The organism is Herbiconiux oxytropis (assembly GCF_024979315.1).
Classification (GTDB): Bacteria; Actinomycetota; Actinomycetes; order Actinomycetales; family Microbacteriaceae; genus Herbiconiux; species Herbiconiux oxytropis.
Genome location: NZ_JANLCK010000003.1, coordinates 258,683 through 274,754 on the forward strand (window position 1 = coordinate 258,683; position 16,072 = coordinate 274,754).

The 16,072-nt window shown below is 70.4% G+C and carries 14 protein-coding genes; 8 read left to right on the top strand and 6 right to left on the bottom strand.

Going from position 1 to position 16,072, the window contains the following annotated elements:
• The 3 genes from N1028_RS07040 to N1028_RS07050 are packed head-to-tail and all read right to left on the bottom strand — an operon-like array spanning position 1 to position 3,264.
• Entirely contained in the window at positions 1-1,278 is a 1,278-nt protein-coding gene (locus N1028_RS07040) for a DUF4350 domain-containing protein (protein ID WP_259526206.1), read from the bottom strand.
• Positions 1,275-1,931, bottom strand: coding sequence for a DUF4129 domain-containing protein (locus N1028_RS07045; RefSeq protein WP_259526207.1), 657 nt, complete (start codon positions 1,929-1,931; stop codon positions 1,275-1,277). Before N1028_RS07045 ends, N1028_RS07040 begins: the two co-directional genes overlap by 4 nt.
• Before the next feature lie 4 nt (positions 1,932-1,935).
• The gene (locus tag N1028_RS07050; protein WP_259526208.1) at positions 1,936-3,264 is read right to left on the bottom strand and encodes a glycerophosphoryl diester phosphodiesterase membrane domain-containing protein; all 1,329 of its coding nucleotides are present in this window, start codon (positions 3,262-3,264) and stop codon (positions 1,936-1,938) included.
• A gap of 120 nt (positions 3,265-3,384) precedes the next feature.
• Here N1028_RS07050 and mtrA point away from each other — a divergent pair, with 120 nt between their 5' ends.
• From mtrA to secA, 6 genes are all read left to right on the top strand, one after another.
• Complete coding sequence (mtrA, locus tag N1028_RS07055) at positions 3,385-4,062, top strand: MtrAB system response regulator MtrA (RefSeq protein WP_259526209.1); 678 nt, start codon at positions 3,385-3,387, stop codon at positions 4,060-4,062.
• 70 nt (positions 4,063-4,132) lie between these two features.
• Positions 4,133-5,809 (top strand): MtrAB system histidine kinase MtrB, encoded by a 1,677-nt coding sequence (gene mtrB / locus N1028_RS07060; protein ID WP_259526561.1) that lies wholly within the window; start codon positions 4,133-4,135, stop codon positions 5,807-5,809.
• Positions 5,802-7,484 carry an LpqB family beta-propeller domain-containing protein gene (locus tag N1028_RS07065; protein WP_259526210.1) on the top strand — a complete coding sequence of 561 codons (1,683 nt, stop codon included), beginning with the start codon at positions 5,802-5,804 and terminating at the stop codon, positions 7,482-7,484. The genes mtrB and N1028_RS07065 overlap by 8 nt, the downstream gene beginning before the upstream one ends.
• A 62-nt stretch (positions 7,485-7,546) precedes the next feature.
• On the top strand, positions 7,547-8,254 hold the full coding sequence (locus N1028_RS07070; RefSeq protein ID WP_259526211.1) for a ComF family protein: 708 nt from the start codon (positions 7,547-7,549) through the stop codon (positions 8,252-8,254).
• A 129-nt stretch (positions 8,255-8,383) separates the two neighbouring features.
• Positions 8,384-9,082: a ribosome hibernation-promoting factor, HPF/YfiA family gene (hpf, locus tag N1028_RS07075; RefSeq protein WP_259526212.1), complete on the top strand. Its 699-nt coding sequence runs from the start codon at positions 8,384-8,386 to the stop codon at positions 9,080-9,082.
• 137 nt (positions 9,083-9,219) lie between these two features.
• Positions 9,220-12,171 (top strand): preprotein translocase subunit SecA, encoded by a 2,952-nt coding sequence (secA, locus tag N1028_RS07080; protein WP_259526213.1) that lies wholly within the window; start codon positions 9,220-9,222, stop codon positions 12,169-12,171.
• Between the two features lie 19 nt (positions 12,172-12,190).
• Here secA and N1028_RS07085 read toward each other — a convergent pair whose 3' ends face one another.
• Positions 12,191-12,673, bottom strand: a complete 483-nt coding sequence (locus N1028_RS07085; protein ID WP_259526214.1) for an Rv3235 family protein — start codon at positions 12,671-12,673, stop codon at positions 12,191-12,193.
• Positions 12,674-13,007: 334 nt separating this feature from the next.
• On the opposite strand from N1028_RS07085, the gene N1028_RS07090 reads away from it, so the two are divergent.
• Positions 13,008-14,501: a sensor histidine kinase gene (locus N1028_RS07090; protein ID WP_259526215.1), complete on the top strand. Its 1,494-nt coding sequence runs from the start codon at positions 13,008-13,010 to the stop codon at positions 14,499-14,501.
• A 76-nt stretch (positions 14,502-14,577) separates the two neighbouring features.
• On the opposite strand, the gene N1028_RS07095 is transcribed toward N1028_RS07090, so the two are convergent.
• Positions 14,578-14,826, bottom strand: a complete 249-nt coding sequence (locus tag N1028_RS07095) for a WhiB family transcriptional regulator (protein ID WP_104242899.1) — start codon at positions 14,824-14,826, stop codon at positions 14,578-14,580.
• A 204-nt stretch (positions 14,827-15,030) separates the two neighbouring features.
• Here N1028_RS07095 and N1028_RS07100 point away from each other — a divergent pair, with 204 nt between their 5' ends.
• Positions 15,031-15,465 carry a hypothetical protein gene (locus N1028_RS07100; RefSeq protein ID WP_259526216.1) on the top strand — a complete coding sequence of 145 codons (435 nt, stop codon included), beginning with the start codon at positions 15,031-15,033 and terminating at the stop codon, positions 15,463-15,465.
• Here N1028_RS07100 and bcp read toward each other — a convergent pair.
• The gene (gene bcp / locus N1028_RS07105) at positions 15,449-15,931 is read right to left on the bottom strand and encodes a thioredoxin-dependent thiol peroxidase (protein WP_259526217.1); all 483 of its coding nucleotides are present in this window, start codon (positions 15,929-15,931) and stop codon (positions 15,449-15,451) included. The two genes, N1028_RS07100 and bcp, sit on opposite strands and share 17 nt — an antisense overlap.
• Between the last annotated feature and the right edge of the window lie 141 nt (positions 15,932-16,072).

Sequence of the window (16,072 nt, forward strand, 5' to 3'; positions counted from 1 at the left end):
TCATCGTGGTGTCGTCGCACGCTGCACCTCCTGCTCGAGCCGCAGCAGGCGGTCCGAGATCTCGAGCAGCTCGGCCTCGGTGCGCGGGATGGACCCGACGAGCACGTCGTAGACCTCGTCGACGTGCCGCCCGGTCACCGCGGCGACCGACCGGCTGACCTCCACGACCCCGGCGTGCCTCGGCAGCGCGAGCATCGAGGTGAGTCGGGTGATGGTGCCGATGCGCACGGCGTCGAGCGCGCGGCCGTGGGCGCCGTGCTTGGCGTAGAGGCGGGCGCGGCCCTCCATGGTCTCGCTCGCCCGCACGGTGACGGGCAGGTTCTCGACCACGACCGGCCCGAACCGCCGCCCGCGCCAGATGCCGGCGGCGACGGTGACGAGCACGAGCAGGAGAAGCACGGGGGTCACCCAGGGCGGCGTGAGCGATCCGAGGGTCTCAGGGGCCTCGCCGTCGCCGCCCAGGTCGTCGCCGCCCGGGATGTACCAGACGAGCGTCTGCTCTCCGCCGAGCAGGCCCAGGGCGAGGGCTGCGTTGCCCTCCTGGGCCACGAGATCGTTGGTGAGCGAATCGCCCCCGCCGAACACCGTGACGGTGCCGTTGGCCGTGGTCGAGCGGATGAGCGCGAAGGCGTCTCCGCTGTCGCCCGTGCCGGCCAGGAAGCAGGTCTCGATCTCGCCGCCGTCGGCATCGCCACCCGAGGCGATCGGCCGGTAGGTGGCGTTCGGGGCCGTGATGGTGCCGGCGCGCTCGGCGGCGTCGACGCGACATCCCTCGCCCGCCTCGACGGAGCCGTCGCCGTCGGGGGAGCCGGCATTGGCGACACCGGGCGCCAGCACGTCGAGGTCGCTCGACCACGGCTCGAGCAGCACGAGCTCGGCCCCGCTGTCACGCACGGCGCGGGCGAGCTCCGCCCGGCGGTCGTCGTCGAGATAGCCGTAGACGTCGGAGAAGAGGAGGGTCACGCCGTCGTCAGCCGTCTCGAGCGCGTCGGTGGCCTCGGCGAGGCTCGCGGCGCCCACGACGTCGACGCCCTGCTGCCGCAGCACCTCGGCGACGGCCCGGGAGCCCGAGGGGCCGGCGTTCTCGAGGGAGTAGCGGTCGGTGTCGGGGTTCGACGAGGCGGTGAGGGCGATCGTGAACACGGAGAAGACGAGCGCGGCGACGACGGCGACGATCCAGAAGAGGCTGCGGCGCGCGCTCGAGCGCACGCGAGGGGTCTCGGCGACCGCCGGCGTCGGCGAGCCGGGGGTGCGCTTCAGGCCGGTCTTCGCGCTCACCGCACGACCTCGTGGTCGACGCGCTCGAGGGCGGCGGGCCGCTCGATCTGCAGCTGCCGGTCGAGGGCCGAGATGCGGTCGTAGTCGCCTCGGGTGCCGGGCTCGTCGAGGTAGCGCACGCCGTCGAAGAGTCCGGCGCATCCGCCGAGCTCGTCACGCCGGCCGGGGAAGGCCTCTCCCGCGCGCAATGCGAAGTCGCGGGCCGTCGTTCCCGGAGCGGTGAGCACGACCGTGCGCTCGGCGAGCTGGCGGGCGAGAGCGCGGAACGCCTCCTCCACCGCCACCGTGAAGTCGCCCTGCGCGGCGGCGCGGGCAGCCGAGGCGCGCAGCTCTGCGGCCGACCGTGCGTCGTCGGCACCGAAGAGAGCCCCCGGCTTCACCTGGCTGCGCCGGTTCAGCCGCGGCCGGCCGAACACGAGGAACGCGACCACGATGAGCGCCACCACGACGAGCACCACGATGAGCGGCACGAGCCCCGAGAGCCCTGCGCCGTCCGGCACCCGCAGCGAGTCGAGCCAGTCGCCTATGGCCTGAGCGATGCGGTCGAACCAGCTCGGGCGGGCGGCCTGGTAGGGCGGCTTCGAGAGCTCGCCGAGGAGCCAGTCGCGAGCGGTCTCGGCATCCGGCTCCACAGGCACGTCACGGATGAGCACGGGATCAGCCGGCTGGCCGCGGCAGGTAGGGGTCGGGCCAGGACTCGTCGCCGTCCTGGCGCGACTCGACGAAGCGGGTGAGCTCGATGTCGAGACCCTCGGTGCGCATCCGCAGGTCGAGGTAGACCACCGCGACCGTGGCCGCCTGCACCACGGCGGCCAGCGCCGAGATGATGATGGTGAAGGCCAGGAAGACGAAGTAGAGGACGATGATCGCGACGATGCCCGTGCCCGAGTTGTTGGGGTCGATGAGCGCCGCGACGATCGGGATGAGGAACGAGAACGGCGTCGACAGCAGCTGCGAAGCGAAGTTCAGGATGAGCGAGACGAGGGCGATCACCCCGAAGGTGCGCCAGAAGTGCCCGCGCGTGAGCGACCAGGAACGGCGCATGGCCGCGCCCACGCCGAGCCGCTCGAGCACGATGACGCTCGGCACGAGCGCGAGCTTGGTGCCGAGCCAGACGGAGGCGGCGATCGTGGCGAGGCCGATCAGCACGATGCCGATGACGGCCACGGCGATGCCCGCGGGCCCGGTGACGGTGGCGATCACGATGAGTCCCACGACGATGCCGAGCACGATCACCACGGCCAGCGCGATCAGCGCGAACCAGCCGGTGAGCGGCAGGATGCGCCGGAACGCCGCCTTCCAGAGCTCGCCGAGCCTGCGCTTCTCACCGAGCGTGGCGCGGGCCACCTCGAGCACGAGCACCGCCTGGAGGAGGGCGGAGGCGAAGAGCGAGAGCGCGAGCGGCACGAGCACCGACACCAGGATGATGGCGACGTTCCCGGCCTCGATGGCGTCGAGGTCGCTCCCGGCCGCGGAGGCGGCGCGGGCTCCCGCCCAGACGGCGGCGGCTCCGACGAAGACGACGGTGGCGACCACCACGAGCAGCTGCACGATGAGGCCGCTGCCGAAGGTGGCCTTGGGGTTCCGGCGCACGACCTGGAAGGGGGCGGCGAGCAGTGTGCCGAAGCCGAGCGGCCGCAGCGGGATGAGCCCTGGCTTGGGCGGGGGAGCCCAGCCGGTGGGGGCCGGCTGCGCGTAGCCCTGCTGGGCCCAGGCAGGCGTGCCCGTGGGGGGAGGGCCGTACGGATCGAACGCCGGCTGGCCGTACTGCGGCGGCGGCGCGGGCTGGCCATACTGCGGCGGCGGCGGGTACTGCCCGTGCGGCGGCGGGGGAGGCGGGTACTGCCCGTACGCCGGGGCCTGCTGCGGCAGCGGCTGCTCAGCCGATGGTGGCGGCGGGGCGTACTCCCCGTACCGCGGCTTCTCGAGTCGCGGCGGCGGCGGGTTCTCGGCCCCCGGCGCGGCCCACGTGTCGTTCTCGCTCATCGCTGTTCCTCTAACCCCCAGCGCCGGTGTCGACCGACCACGTCCTGGCTTTCCATGCTTTCATACTCGCCCCGAGTTTTCTCGGCATCCGTCGAGAAGTGCTCGGCTACGCTGATCGCCATGGACCCTCGCATTCTCGTTGTCGACGACGACACGGCCCTTGCGGAGATGATCGGCATCGTGCTGCGCGCCGAGGGCTTCGACCCGGTGTTCTGCGCCGACGGGGCCGAGGCGCTCGCCGCCTTCCGCGACGCCAAGCCCGATCTGGTGCTCCTCGACCTGATGCTCCCTGGCCTCGACGGCATCGAGGTCTGCGGACTCATCCGCGCCGAGTCCGGCACCCCCATCATCATGCTCACGGCCCGAACCGACACATCGGACGTGGTGAAGGGTCTCGAGTCCGGCGCCGACGACTACGTCGTGAAGCCCTTCAACCCCAAGGAGCTCGTGGCGCGCATCCGCACACGCCTGCGCCCCACCCCCGAGTCGACACCTGATCTGCTGCAGGTCGGCGACCTCACGCTCGATGTCGCCGGGCACGAGGTCAAGCGCGGCGCCGAGCGGGTCAACCTCACGCCGCTCGAGTTCGACCTGCTGCTCGCCCTCGCCTCGAAGCCGCAGCAGGTCTTCACCCGCGAGATGCTGCTCGAGCAGGTCTGGGGCTACCACTACAAGGCCGACACCCGCCTGGTCAACGTGCACGTGCAGCGGCTCCGCGCGAAGGTCGAGGAGGATCCCGACAACCCGAAGATCGTGATGACCGTGCGCGGCGTGGGCTACCGCGCCGGAGCATCCTGAGCCCGTCGTGAGCGAGCGCTCCGGCGCGCGCGCCGTGCCGCAGCGGTCGAGCCGTCTGGGCCCTGCCCTCGTGCAGGGCGCCAGGGGGTGGCGCGGCTGGCCCCGGCGCCTCGTGGGGGTGTGGCGACGCTCCCTGCAGTTCCGCACCATCGTCATCACGGTCGTGCTGTCGACCCTCGCCATGGCCGTCACGGGCACCTACATGTCGATCTCGATCGGCAACGATCTCTTCCAGTCGCGCCTGAACCAGGTGCTGGTCGAGTCGAAGAACGCGGCCACCGCGGCCCAGACCATCTTCGACTCGGCGGATGCATCGGGCGAGGCCTCCACGCTCTCCCTGCTCTCCTCGGCCAAGTCGGCCATCATCGCCTCGTCGTCGAGCCGCCTGATCGCCCTCTACGCGACCCCGGGCCAGACCTCGAGCTCCACCACGGTGCTCTCGTTCGCGAGCCCGGAGCTCGCGCGCGCAGGTGTCATCAGCCCCGAGCTGCGCGCCGCCGTGGCCGACACTCCCGAGGGAGCGCAGCAGCACTGGCAGTCCGTGCCGCTCGACGACCAGCAGGGCGGCACGGATCCCGGCATCATCGTGGGCTCGCCCCTCACCATCCCCGGTGCCGGCGCCTTCGAGCTCTACATCGGCTACAACCTCGCCGAGGCGGAGCAGACGCTGCTGTTCGTGCAGCAGACCCTGTGGCTCGGCGGCCTCGCGCTCATCATCCTGATCGGTCTCGTGGCCTGGCTGATCGTGCGGCTCGTCGTCGAGCCGATCCGGGTGGCGGCCGAGACGAGCGAGAAGCTCGCGGCAGGCCAGCTCGAGGTGCGCATCCCGGAGCGCGGCGACGACGTGATCAGCACGCTCGCGCGCTCCTTCAACGGGATGGCCGACAGCATGCAGTCGCAGATCACCCAGCTGGCCGATCTCTCGCAGGTGCAGCAGCGGTTCGTCTCCGACGTCTCGCACGAGCTCCGCACCCCGCTCACCACCATCCGGCTCGCGGGCGATGTGCTCTACGACCAGCGCGAGTCCTTCCCGCCCGCGACCGGCCGCACCGCCGAGCTCCTGCACACCCAGACCGAGCGGTTCGAGGTGCTGCTGTCCGACCTCCTCGAGATCAGCCGCTTCGACGCCGGATCCGCCTCGCTCGACACCGAGCCCACCAACCTCGTGCGGCTCGCGGAGGACGCGGTGGAGGGCATGGAGTCGCTCGCCGAGCAGGCCGGCTCGCCGCTGCGGCTCGTGGCGCCCGGCGGCTACTTCGAGGCGGAGGTCGACGGTCGTCGCATCCGCCGGATCGTGCGCAACCTGCTCGGCAACGCCATCGAGCACGGCGAGGGCAAGCCCATCGTGGTGAGCGTCGACAGCGACGAGCGCTCGGTCGCGCTCTCGGTGCGCGACTACGGCAGCGGCATGAGCGAGGAGGAGGCCGAGCGCGTGTTCGACCGCTTCTGGCGCGCCGATCCCTCGCGCAAGCGCACGATCGGGGGCACGGGCCTCGGCCTCGCGATCTCGCTCGAGGACGCGACGCTGCACGGCGGAGCCCTCGAGGTGTGGTCGCGGCCCGGCGCGGGCAGCTGCTTCCGGCTCACGCTGCCGCGCATCCAGGGCCGCATGATCGGCGAGCCGCCGCTGCCGCTCGAGCCCGCCGACGCCTTCGGCGAGGTCCCCGCCGTCGCCGAGCTGAGGCCGCACACACCGGTCGCCTCCTCGACCGGATCCACACCCGCCCAGGGAGGCGACGATGACTGAGCGTGCGCAGAGAACAGCCGCCGCCGTCCTGGCGGCCCTCCTCCTCGTCGTGCTGTCCGCCTGCAGCGGCATCCCGCGCGCCGGCCAGGTCGAGACCGGCGACGCGATCGGCACCGACGACGACATCGATGTGATCTTCCTGGCGGCAGACCCGACGGCCGGCGCCACCCAGCAGGAGATCCTCAACGGCTTCATCCTGGCCGCCAAGAGCCCGCAGGACGATTACGCGATCGCCCGCCGCTACCTCACCGACGATGCGGCCGACGTGTGGCGGCCGAACCAGGGCACCACGGTCGACTCAGGCCCCCGGCCGGCGACGTCGCTGAACGACACGACGCTGCAGATCAGCGTCTCGGAGGTCGCACGGGTCGACGGCAACGGCTCCTACACCGAGACGGGGCCCGGTGCCCCGACAGCCTTGCAGTTCGGCTTCACGCAGGTCGACGGCGAGTGGCGCATCAACGATCTCGCCGACGGCATCGTGATCGAGGAGCTCTTCTTCGACCAGGTCTTCACCGCCCACGCCCTCTACTTCTACGACCCCACGTTCACCTACCTCGTGCCGGATCTGCGGTGGTTCCCCACCTCGACGGCCGTCGGAACCCGCGTGGTGCGCGCCCTGCTCGCCGGCCCCTCCGCCTGGCTCGGCGACGGCGCAGTGGTCACCGCGTTCCCCGACGGCACCATCACCCCGGCGGTGGTCACAGCCGGCGGGCAGACGCAGGTCGAGCTCTCCGGCAACGTGCTGGAGGCCGACGCGGTCGACCTCCAGCGCATGCAGCGCCAGCTCTCCGCGAGCCTCAGCGACCTGGCCTCGGCCTCGAACATCGCGATCTCGGTCGATCAGAACATCGTGCCGATCCCCGCGGCTCCGGCACTCGCGCCCGAGCCGTCCACCCGCGTCGACTCCCGCCCGCTCGTGGTGCGCGATGGAGCGTTCGGCTACCTGGCCGGCGCGAGCGTGGCGGGCATCCAGGGCATCAGCGCGGGCGTGGAGTCGCTCCAGCCGGTCTCGGCGGCCTACTCCGAGACCGCGGGCCTGGCGGCGGCGGGAGCCGCGGCGGGGGGCGTGTACGCGGTGCGGACGGGTGAGGCGCCCGTGCTGCTCGATCAGCGGCCCGCACTCATCGCTCCCGCCGTCGATCCCTTCGGCTACGTCTGGTCCGTGCCCGCCGGCAGTCCCACCGAGCTCTCGGCCTTCGGTCCCGAGGGCACGGTGCCCGCCGTTCCCACCAACTGGGACGGGGCGTCCTCCATCACGAGCTTCGAGATCTCGCGCGACGGCACCAGGGCTCTCGCGTTCCTCTCGGTCGACGGAGTCCCCAAGCTCGTCGTCGCCGCGGTCATCCGCAACCAGGACGGTGTGCCCCAGCAGCTCGGCCGGCCGGTGGAGCTCCGCACGACGCCGGGCACCCCGGTGGGTGCGACCTGGGTGGATCAGCTCTCGGTCGCCTCGGTCACCCGGTTGGCTTCGGGCGAGGCGCGTGCGACCACGCAGACGCTCGGCGGTCGCAGCACCTCGCTCGGCTCTCCCACGGGCGCCGTGGCGATCGCCGGTGGCAACGACCTCGACGGTCTGCGGGTGCTCTCGGCCGAGGGCGGTCTGCTGCAGCAGCGGGGAAGTGCGTGGCAGACCGCAGCGGGAGGCATCGGCCGTCTGGCTGTGCAGAACTGACCGTTCTCCACCGGTCGTGGGCTGTCCATCCACGCGGTTCGCGCCCCCGCCATGATGAGCGGATGCGCGACCGGGCCGGGTGGTGGAGAGGCTGGCTCGCGGAGGCGGCGGGGGTGCTCGTGCCCACGGGGTGCGCCGGGTGCGGAGCCGACGCCGAGGAGGCGCGCCTCCGGTACGGGGTGTGCGCCTCCTGCCGCCCGCACCTCGAGCCTGCCCCGCTCGAGGCGGAGGGCCGGGGCCTGGGGTTCCCCGTTCTGGCCGCACTCGAGTACCAGGGCGTGGTGGCCGGGGTGCTCGGGGCGGTGAAGGAGCGAGGGCGGACGGATGCGCTCGCGGCGCTCGCGCCGGCGCTGGCCGCATCCGTGGGGCTCGCGCTGACCGGCCTGCCGTCCCGCCCAGGGCTCCTCCTCGTTGCTGTGCCCTCCTCGCCGCGAGCTGTGCGCCGCCGCGGATTCCGGCCCGTCGACGAGCTGCTGCGCCGTGCGGGCCATCCGGTCTCGCGCTCCTCGCGACTCGTGCTGGCGCGCTCCGTGCGCGACCAGGCCGGACTCTCCTCCTCCGAACGCGGCACCAACCTGCACGGTGCGCTCCGCGCCAACGGCCCCTTCGAAGGCCGGCCCGTCCTCCTGGTCGACGACGTCGTGACCACCGGCGCCACGCTCGCCGAAGCCGCAAGGGCGGTGCGGGCGGCGGGCAGTGAGGTGGTGGCGGCCGCCTGCCTTGCACACACTCCGCGGCGACACACCGGGGGGCCGGCGACGCACAGGTGAACGCAAGTCGATCGGCAGGAGATTAAGCGGTGACACTTCGGGGTGCTCGTACTAGCGTGAACCCCACAAGGCGCGAAGGTTCCCGTCTGAGACGCAACCGGCGCCATCCACAACGGCTAGGAGGTCTCCATGGACGTCAACATCACTGGTAGAAACCTAGGGATCACGGATCGTTTCCGTGAGTACGCGACCGAGAAGGCCGACAAGGTGGCCCATCTCGCCGACAAGGCGCAGGTGCTCGAGATCAAGGTGAGCCGTCACAACTCCGCTGCGGGTGTGCAGAGCGGTGACGACCGGGTGGAGCTGACGCTCATCGGCCCCGGTCCGCTCGTGCGGGCAGAGAGCGCGGCGAGCGACAAGTACGCCGCCTTCGACCTCGCGATCGCCAAGCTCATGCAGCGCGTGCGCCGGGCGAAGGACCGCAAGAAGGTGCATCGCGGACAGCATCGTCCCGTGTCGCTGCACGAGGCGAGCACCGGCGGGTTCGCCGTGATCGACGTGCAGCCGGCGGACGTCGACCTGCTGCTGAACGGCACGAGCGAGGCCGCCCCGACGGGCGAGGACGCCGCCGAGTCCGAAGAAGAGGTCTACAGCCCCGTCGTCATCCGCAAGAAGGTCTTCGGCGCCACGCCGATGACGGTCGACGACGCGCTCTACCACATGGAACTCGTGGGCCACGACTTCTACATCTTCATCGACTCCGAATCGTCGAGGCCGAGCGTCGTCTACCGGCGCAAGGGCTGGGACTACGGGGTCATCGCCCTCGATGAGAACGCCGACCCGTTCGTCGAGCTCGAGAACGAGACCGTGGGGGTGACCGTCCGCTAGCGCAGACACCTCACCGAGGCCACGGAGACTCTCCCCGAGCGCTCAGCTGCTGCGCCCCCGGCGCTCAGACAGGAGCAACTAGTATGTCTTAGGCTTGCGCGCACAGCGCAGCGACGACTTGCAGTAGGAGAAACTCCGTGGCCTCAGTTCTTGAAAAGGTCCTTCGCGTCGGCGAGGGTCGCACCCTTCGCAAGCTCCAGAACTTCGCGAAGGCGATCAACGCCCTGGAGGAGGACTTCCAGGGCCTGACCGACGAGGAGCTCAAAGACGAGACCCCGCGGCTGCGCGAGCGCTTCGAGAACGGCGAGAGCCTCGACCACCTGCTGCCCGAGGCCTTCGCCGCGGTGCGCGAGGCCTCCCGGCGCACGCTGGGTCTTCGCCACTTCGATGTGCAGCTCATGGGTGGCGCCGCCCTCCACCTCGGCAACATCGCCGAGATGAAGACCGGTGAGGGCAAGACCCTCGTGGCCACCACGGCCGCCTACCTCAACGCCATCGCAGGCAAGGGCGTGCACGTCATCACGGTCAACGACTACCTCGCGGGCTATCAGAGCGAGCTCATGGGCCGGGTGTTCCGCGCCCTCGGCATGACCACCGGCTGCATCCTCGCCGGGCAGACGCCCGCCGAGCGCCGGGTGCAGTACGAGGCCGACATCACCTACGGCACGAACAACGAGTTCGGCTTCGACTACCTGCGCGACAACATGGCCTGGCAGGCCTCCGACATGGTGCAGCGCGGCCACTTCTTCGCGATCGTCGACGAGGTCGACTCGATCCTCATCGACGAGGCCCGCACGCCGCTGATCATCTCGGGCCCCGCCTCCGGCGAGGCCAACCGCTGGTTCAACGAGTTCGCCCAGATCGCCAAGAAGCTCGTTCCGGACGAGGACTTCGAGGTCGACGAGAAGAAGCGCACCGTCGGAGTACTCGAGCCCGGCATCGAGAAGGTCGAGGACTACCTCGGCATCGACAACCTCTACGAGTCGGCCAACACCCCCCTGATCTCGTTCCTCAACAACGCCATCAAGGCCACCGCCCTGTTCAAGAAGGACAAGGACTACGTGGTGCTGAACGGCGAGGTGCTCATCGTCGACGAGCACACCGGCCGCATCCTGGCCGGCCGCCGCTACAACGAGGGCATCCACCAGGCCATCGAGGCGAAGGAGGGCGTGGCGGTCAAGGCCGAGAACCAGACCCTCGCCACCGTCACCCTGCAGAACTACTTCCGGCTCTACGAGAAGCTCGGCGGCATGACCGGTACGGCCGAGACCGAGGCCGCCGAGTTCATGTCGACCTACAAGCTCGGCGTCGTCTCCATCCCCACCAACCGGCCGATGCAGCGCATCGACCAGTCCGACCTCGTGTACAAGAACGAGCAGTCCAAGTTCGACCAGGTGGTCGAGGACATCGTGGAGCGGCACGAGAAGGGCCAGCCCGTCCTCGTGGGAACCACGAGCGTGGAGAAGAGCGAGTACCTGTCGCGTCTGCTCGCCAAGCGCGGTGTGCGCCACGAGGTCCTGAACGCCAAGAACCACGCCCGAGAGGCCGCTATCGTGGCCCAGGCCGGTCGCCTCGGCTCGGTCACGGTCGCCACCAACATGGCCGGCCGTGGAACCGACATCATGCTCGGCGGAAACGCCGAGTTCCTCGCCGTCACCGAGATGAACGCACGCGGACTCAGCCCGGTCGAGACCCCGGAGGAGTACGAGGCGGCGTGGGACGAGGTGTTCGCCACGGTCAAGGCCGGGGTCGACGAGGAGGCCGAGAAGGTCATCGCCGCCGGCGGCCTCTACGTGCTCGGCACCGAGCGCCACGAGTCGCGCCGCATCGACAACCAGCTGCGCGGCCGCTCCGGCCGTCAGGGCGACCCGGGTGAGAGCCGCTTCTACCTCTCGCTCACCGACGACCTCATGCGCCTGTTCAACGCCGGCGCCGCCGAGAGCCTGATGGGCCGCTCCAACGTGCCCGACGACCTCGCGATCGAGTCCAAGGTCGTGTCGCGCGCCATCCGCAGCGCGCAGTCCCAGGTCGAGGGCCGCAACGCCGAGATCCGCAAGAACGTGCTGAAGTACGACGACGTGCTGAACCGCCAGCGCGAGGCGATCTACAGCGACCGCCGGCACATCCTCGAGGGCGACAACCTCAAGGATCGCACCCAGCGCTTCCTCGACGACGTCGTGAACGAGGTCATCACCGAGCACGCCGGCACCGGAACGGGTGACGACTGGGACTTCGACGCCCTGTGGGCCGAGCTCAAGACCCTCTACCCGATCTCGATCACGATCGACGAGGTCGTGGCCGAGGCCGGCAGCAAGGGGCGGATCAACCGCGACTTCGTGGCACGCGAGATCCTCTCCGACGCCAAGATCGCCTACGCCAAGCGCGAGGAGACCCTCGGCGAGGCGGCCATGCGCGAGCTCGAGCGCCGGGTGGTGCTCTCGGTGATCGACCGTCGCTGGCGTGACCACCTCTACGAGATGGACTACCTCAAGGACGGCATCGGCCTCCGTGCCATGGCGCAGCGCGATCCGCTGGTCGAGTACCAGCGTGAGGGCTTCGCGCTCTTCCAGTCGATGATGGGCCAGATCCGCGAAGAGACCGTCGGGTTCCTCTTCAACCTCGAGGTCGAGGTCAACGCCTCGCCCGCCGAGGTCGGAGCTCCGAAGGTCGAGGCCAAGGGCCTCGCTCCCGCCACGCCGGCGCCCGAGAAGCTGAGCTTCTCGGCCCCGAGCGACTCCGGCGGGGTCGAGGTGCGCAACCAGAAGGGCCAGATCGAGCAGGCCGCCACGGCGCGCGCCCAGAAGGCCGAGGAGCAGTCCGCTCCCGTGGCCAGCGCCTTCGTGCGCGGCGCGGGCGCGGGGGCCGGCGGCCCGGCTGCCGCGAACGGCGGCAAGCCGGCGCAGGGCCAGCGTCCGGCCGGAGGTTCGCCCTCGGGCAAGTCCTCCGGTGGGAGCTCCTCGGGCGCCAAGTCGACAGGTGGCAAGTCGACCGGTGGCAGCTCGTCGAGCGGTGGATCCGCGTCGGGTGGCGCCGGTGGCGATTCGGTGAACCGCGCGCAGCGTCGGGCGCAGGGCAAGAAGAAGCGCTGAGTCGCTGAACGGGCCAGGGTCAGAGCACGTGGATGGCGCTGGCCCGCCAGCGCCGCCCCAGCTGCTCGAGCCTGATGGCGACGGCGCGCGACCTGGCCCGGCCGTGCACGATCACGACGGCCTCCACGATGCCGGGGCCCGGCTGTGAGATGACCGCCCGGCCCAGGCTGAAGGTCGGCCGGGAGGGCGCTTCGTCGCGCACCCGGCGCGCGCGTGCCGACAGCACCACGCGCTTCATCAGATGGGCGTGCACGTCGGTGCTGAGCCAGCGCGCGATCTGATCGAGGTCCCTCGTGCCGGCGAGGATCTCGATCACGCAGCGGGCCAGGTTCTCGGCGAGCGGTCGCGGATCGGGCAGGGGATCCGGAGGCGGATCGGCGTCGGGCTCTCGACGAATGGACACGATCCGGGCCGACGGCGGAGCCGGGGCCATCGCCGGGGCACGCGGCGGTGCGGGCGCTCGTGTGGGAGGCGGGGGAAGGGTGATGGTCTGCGCGCTCATGGAGCTCCTTCAGCTCGACGGCCGGAAGTAAGCAATGCTCAGCACCCTCCGGAGGCTGTTACTCAACCAGTGTCGACCAGGGTTGTCCAGAAGCGTTTGTGCCCTGTGGATTCCGCACGAGTGGCGGTCGGGATGAGTGGGAATTGCTCATAACGCCCCCACGGCTGCAGCTGATGGAATGTACTCGCAGCACAGCACTGCACACACTTCCGGCCGGGGCGCCCGTTCCCCCGACCTACCGCAGCCCCGGTCGGAATCACACGGCTCCCGTGACCGCTTCGTAGGGAAACGCGGTCACGGGAGTCACCCTCGAGAGCACCGTAGGCTAGAACCCGTGTCAACTCTCAGCGACCTCGTCACCGCCCACGGCAGCTCCACCGAAGCCGACGTCGAGTGGCTGCACCTGCTCGTCAGCGACTGCCAGCTGCTCGCCGATCTGGCCTTCGCCGACATCGTGCTCTGGGTGCCGACGATCGACGACACCTTCGTGGCGGTCGCGCACTCCCGCCCATCGAGCTCGGCCACCCTCTTCTACCGTGACTTCGTGGGCCAGACCATCAAGCCGGAGTGGCGCAAGCAGGTCACCGACGCCTTCGAGAGCTCCCAGATCGTCGACACCGCGGCCCCGGACTGGTACGAGGAGACTCCCACCCGCGTGCGGGCCGTCCCGGTGCTCCGCCGCCTGTCGATGTCCGAGCAGACGACGACCGACAAGCCCATCGCCGTCATCACCCGGCACACCAACCTGAGCGAGGCGCGCACGCCGAGCCGCCAGGAGCTCACCTTCAACGAGTGCGCCAACGACCTGTTCGCCATGATCGCCGCCGGCGACTTCCCCGACCTCGGCGCCCCCACGGGCCCGCGCCGGGGTGCCCCGCGCGCCTCCGACGGCCTCATCCGGCTCGATGTCGACGGAGTGGTCACGTTCGCGAGCCCGAACGGACTCTCGGCCTTCAACCGCATGGGCTTCGCAGGGGAGCTCGAGGGCCAGTCCCTCGCCGAGGTCACGACCCAGCTGCTCTCGGGCCGGCTCGTGGTCGACGAGTCGCTGCCTCTCGTCGTCACCGGCCGCGCGCCGTGGCGCACCGACATCGAGGCGAGGGGGGTGACCGTGTCGCTCCGCGCCATCCCGCTCCGCACCCGCGGCCACCGCTTCGGCGCCATCGTGCTCAGCCGCGACGTGACGGAGCTCCGCCACCAGGAGCGCGAGCTCATCACGAAGGATGCGACGATCCGGGAGATCCATCACCGGGTGAAGAACAACCTGCAGACCGTCGCGTCGCTCCTGCGCATCCAGGCCCGCCGCACGCACTCCGACGAAGCGCGGGATGCCCTCACGCAGGCCATGCGGCGCGTCGCCGCCATCGCCGTGGTGCACGACACCCTCTCGGAGGGCCTCAACCAGCGCGTCGACTTCGACACCGTCTTCGACCGCGTGCTGCTGCTCGTGGCGGAGGTGGCCTCGGCCCACAACACCACGGTGCACCCGAAGTCGTCTGGCAGCTTCGGGGTGCTGCCGAGCGAGTACGCCACTCCGCTCGCGCTCGCGCTCACCGAGCTCGTGACCAACGCGGTGGAGCACGGGCTCGCGGGTCAGGAGGGCGAGGTCGAGATCGTCGCCTCCCGATCGGAGGAGCTGCTGACCGTCGAGGTGCGCGACAGCGGAACCGGCCTGCCCGAGGGCAAGGTCGGCTCGGGGCTCGGCACGCAGATCGTGCGCACCCTCATCCAGGGCGAACTCGGCGGCACGATCGACTGGCACACCATGGTGGGCTCGGGCACGGTCGTGACCATCGAGATCCCGTTCCGGTGGCTCAAGAAGGGCTGAGACCTGGGCGCCGGCGCACACGAAAGAACCCACCGACTCCGCCGCATCGCCGCGGAGTCAGTGGGTTCTTCGGATGTCAGGAGGCGCGTCGTGCCCGTGCCGCTCGACGCTTCAGAGCGCGCCGCTCGTCTTCGCTCAGACCACCCCACACGCCCGAGTCCTGTCCGGTCTCGAGGGCGTACTGGAGGCAGACCTCGGTGACGGTGCAGCGGGCGCACACGGTCTTGGCCTTGTCGATCTGGTCGACCGCGGGTCCGGTGTTCCCGACGGGGAAGAACAGTTCCGGGTCAGCGGTCAGGCAGGCGGCTTTGTCGCGCCAATCCATAGCGGGTACTCCTTATGTTGCCAGGGTGCGTCGGTCGATTGACCGGAGGGAATTCGGGTGAGAGATCAATGGCACGGTGGACGTTGCAATCAGAGGAGACTGCACCCGCTCACGTCACTGTGAGCAACATTGACCTCAGATATGGTCGCATACTGGTATTTGCAAATCAAGGGTTTTCTACGGAGTACAGGCGTGAGTGACCAGATGAACGAAGCACGAACTCCGGATGAAAGATCGTCGGGGCCCGACCGCACCCCCGGTCGCCGACCGGTTCTGCTCGTGCTGCTCGCCGTCATCCTGGCCGCTGAAGCGCTCGCCATGGCGGGGGTCACCGTGTGGCTCGTGTTCGAACTCCTGACCGAGCGGCCGGCCTCCTACGAGACCGCGCTCGCCATCCTCGTGCTCACCGCGATCGCCGCCGTGTTCCTCGCCTTCGTCGCCGTGCACACGCTCCGGATGCAGCCCTGGACGCGAGCGGCGGCGCTCACCTGGCAGCTGCTGCAGATCGTCATCGCGATCGGCTGCTTCCAAGGCATCGTGGCCACAGCGTCGGCGGGGTGGTACCTGCTGATCCCCGCCGTGCTGGCCGTGCTCCTGCTGTTCTCGCCGCCCGTGGTGGCCGCTACGCGTCGAGCTTGAGCTTCTTGCGGAGCGACGCCACGTGGCCGGTGGCCTTCACGTTGTAGAGCGCGAGCGTCACGTCGCCCTGCCCGTCGATCACGAACGTGGAGCGGAGCACCCCGGTGACCGTCTTGCCGTAGAGCGACTTCTCGCCCCAGGCGCCGTAGAGCTCGTGCACGGCCTTGTCGGGGTCCGAGAGCAGGGTGAAGTTCAGGCCCTCGGCCTCGGCGAACCGTTGGAGCTTGGCGGGGGTGTCGCGCGAGACGCCGAGCACCGTGTAGCCGGCGCTCTTCAGCGAGTTGAGGTGGTCGCGGAAGTCGCACGCCTGCGTGGTGCAGCCGGGAGTGCCGGCCTCGGGGTAGAAGTACAGGATGACGCGCTCACCGCGGTAGCCGGAGAGGGTGCGCTCGACGCCGTTCTGGTCGGCGAGGGTGAAGTCGGGGGCGGCCTGGCCCGGTTCGAGGCGCGCGGTGGTGTCTGTCATGCGTCCAGTATTTCGCATCCGTGAGCAGTGATTGCTCATCACTCCCTGCGGCCATCCGACCCGACGATGGGGGCATGCCCCTGCGCCTCGTCCCGACCGTCCCCGTCGGTCTGCTCGCCCTCTCCGTGCTCGTGCTCGCGG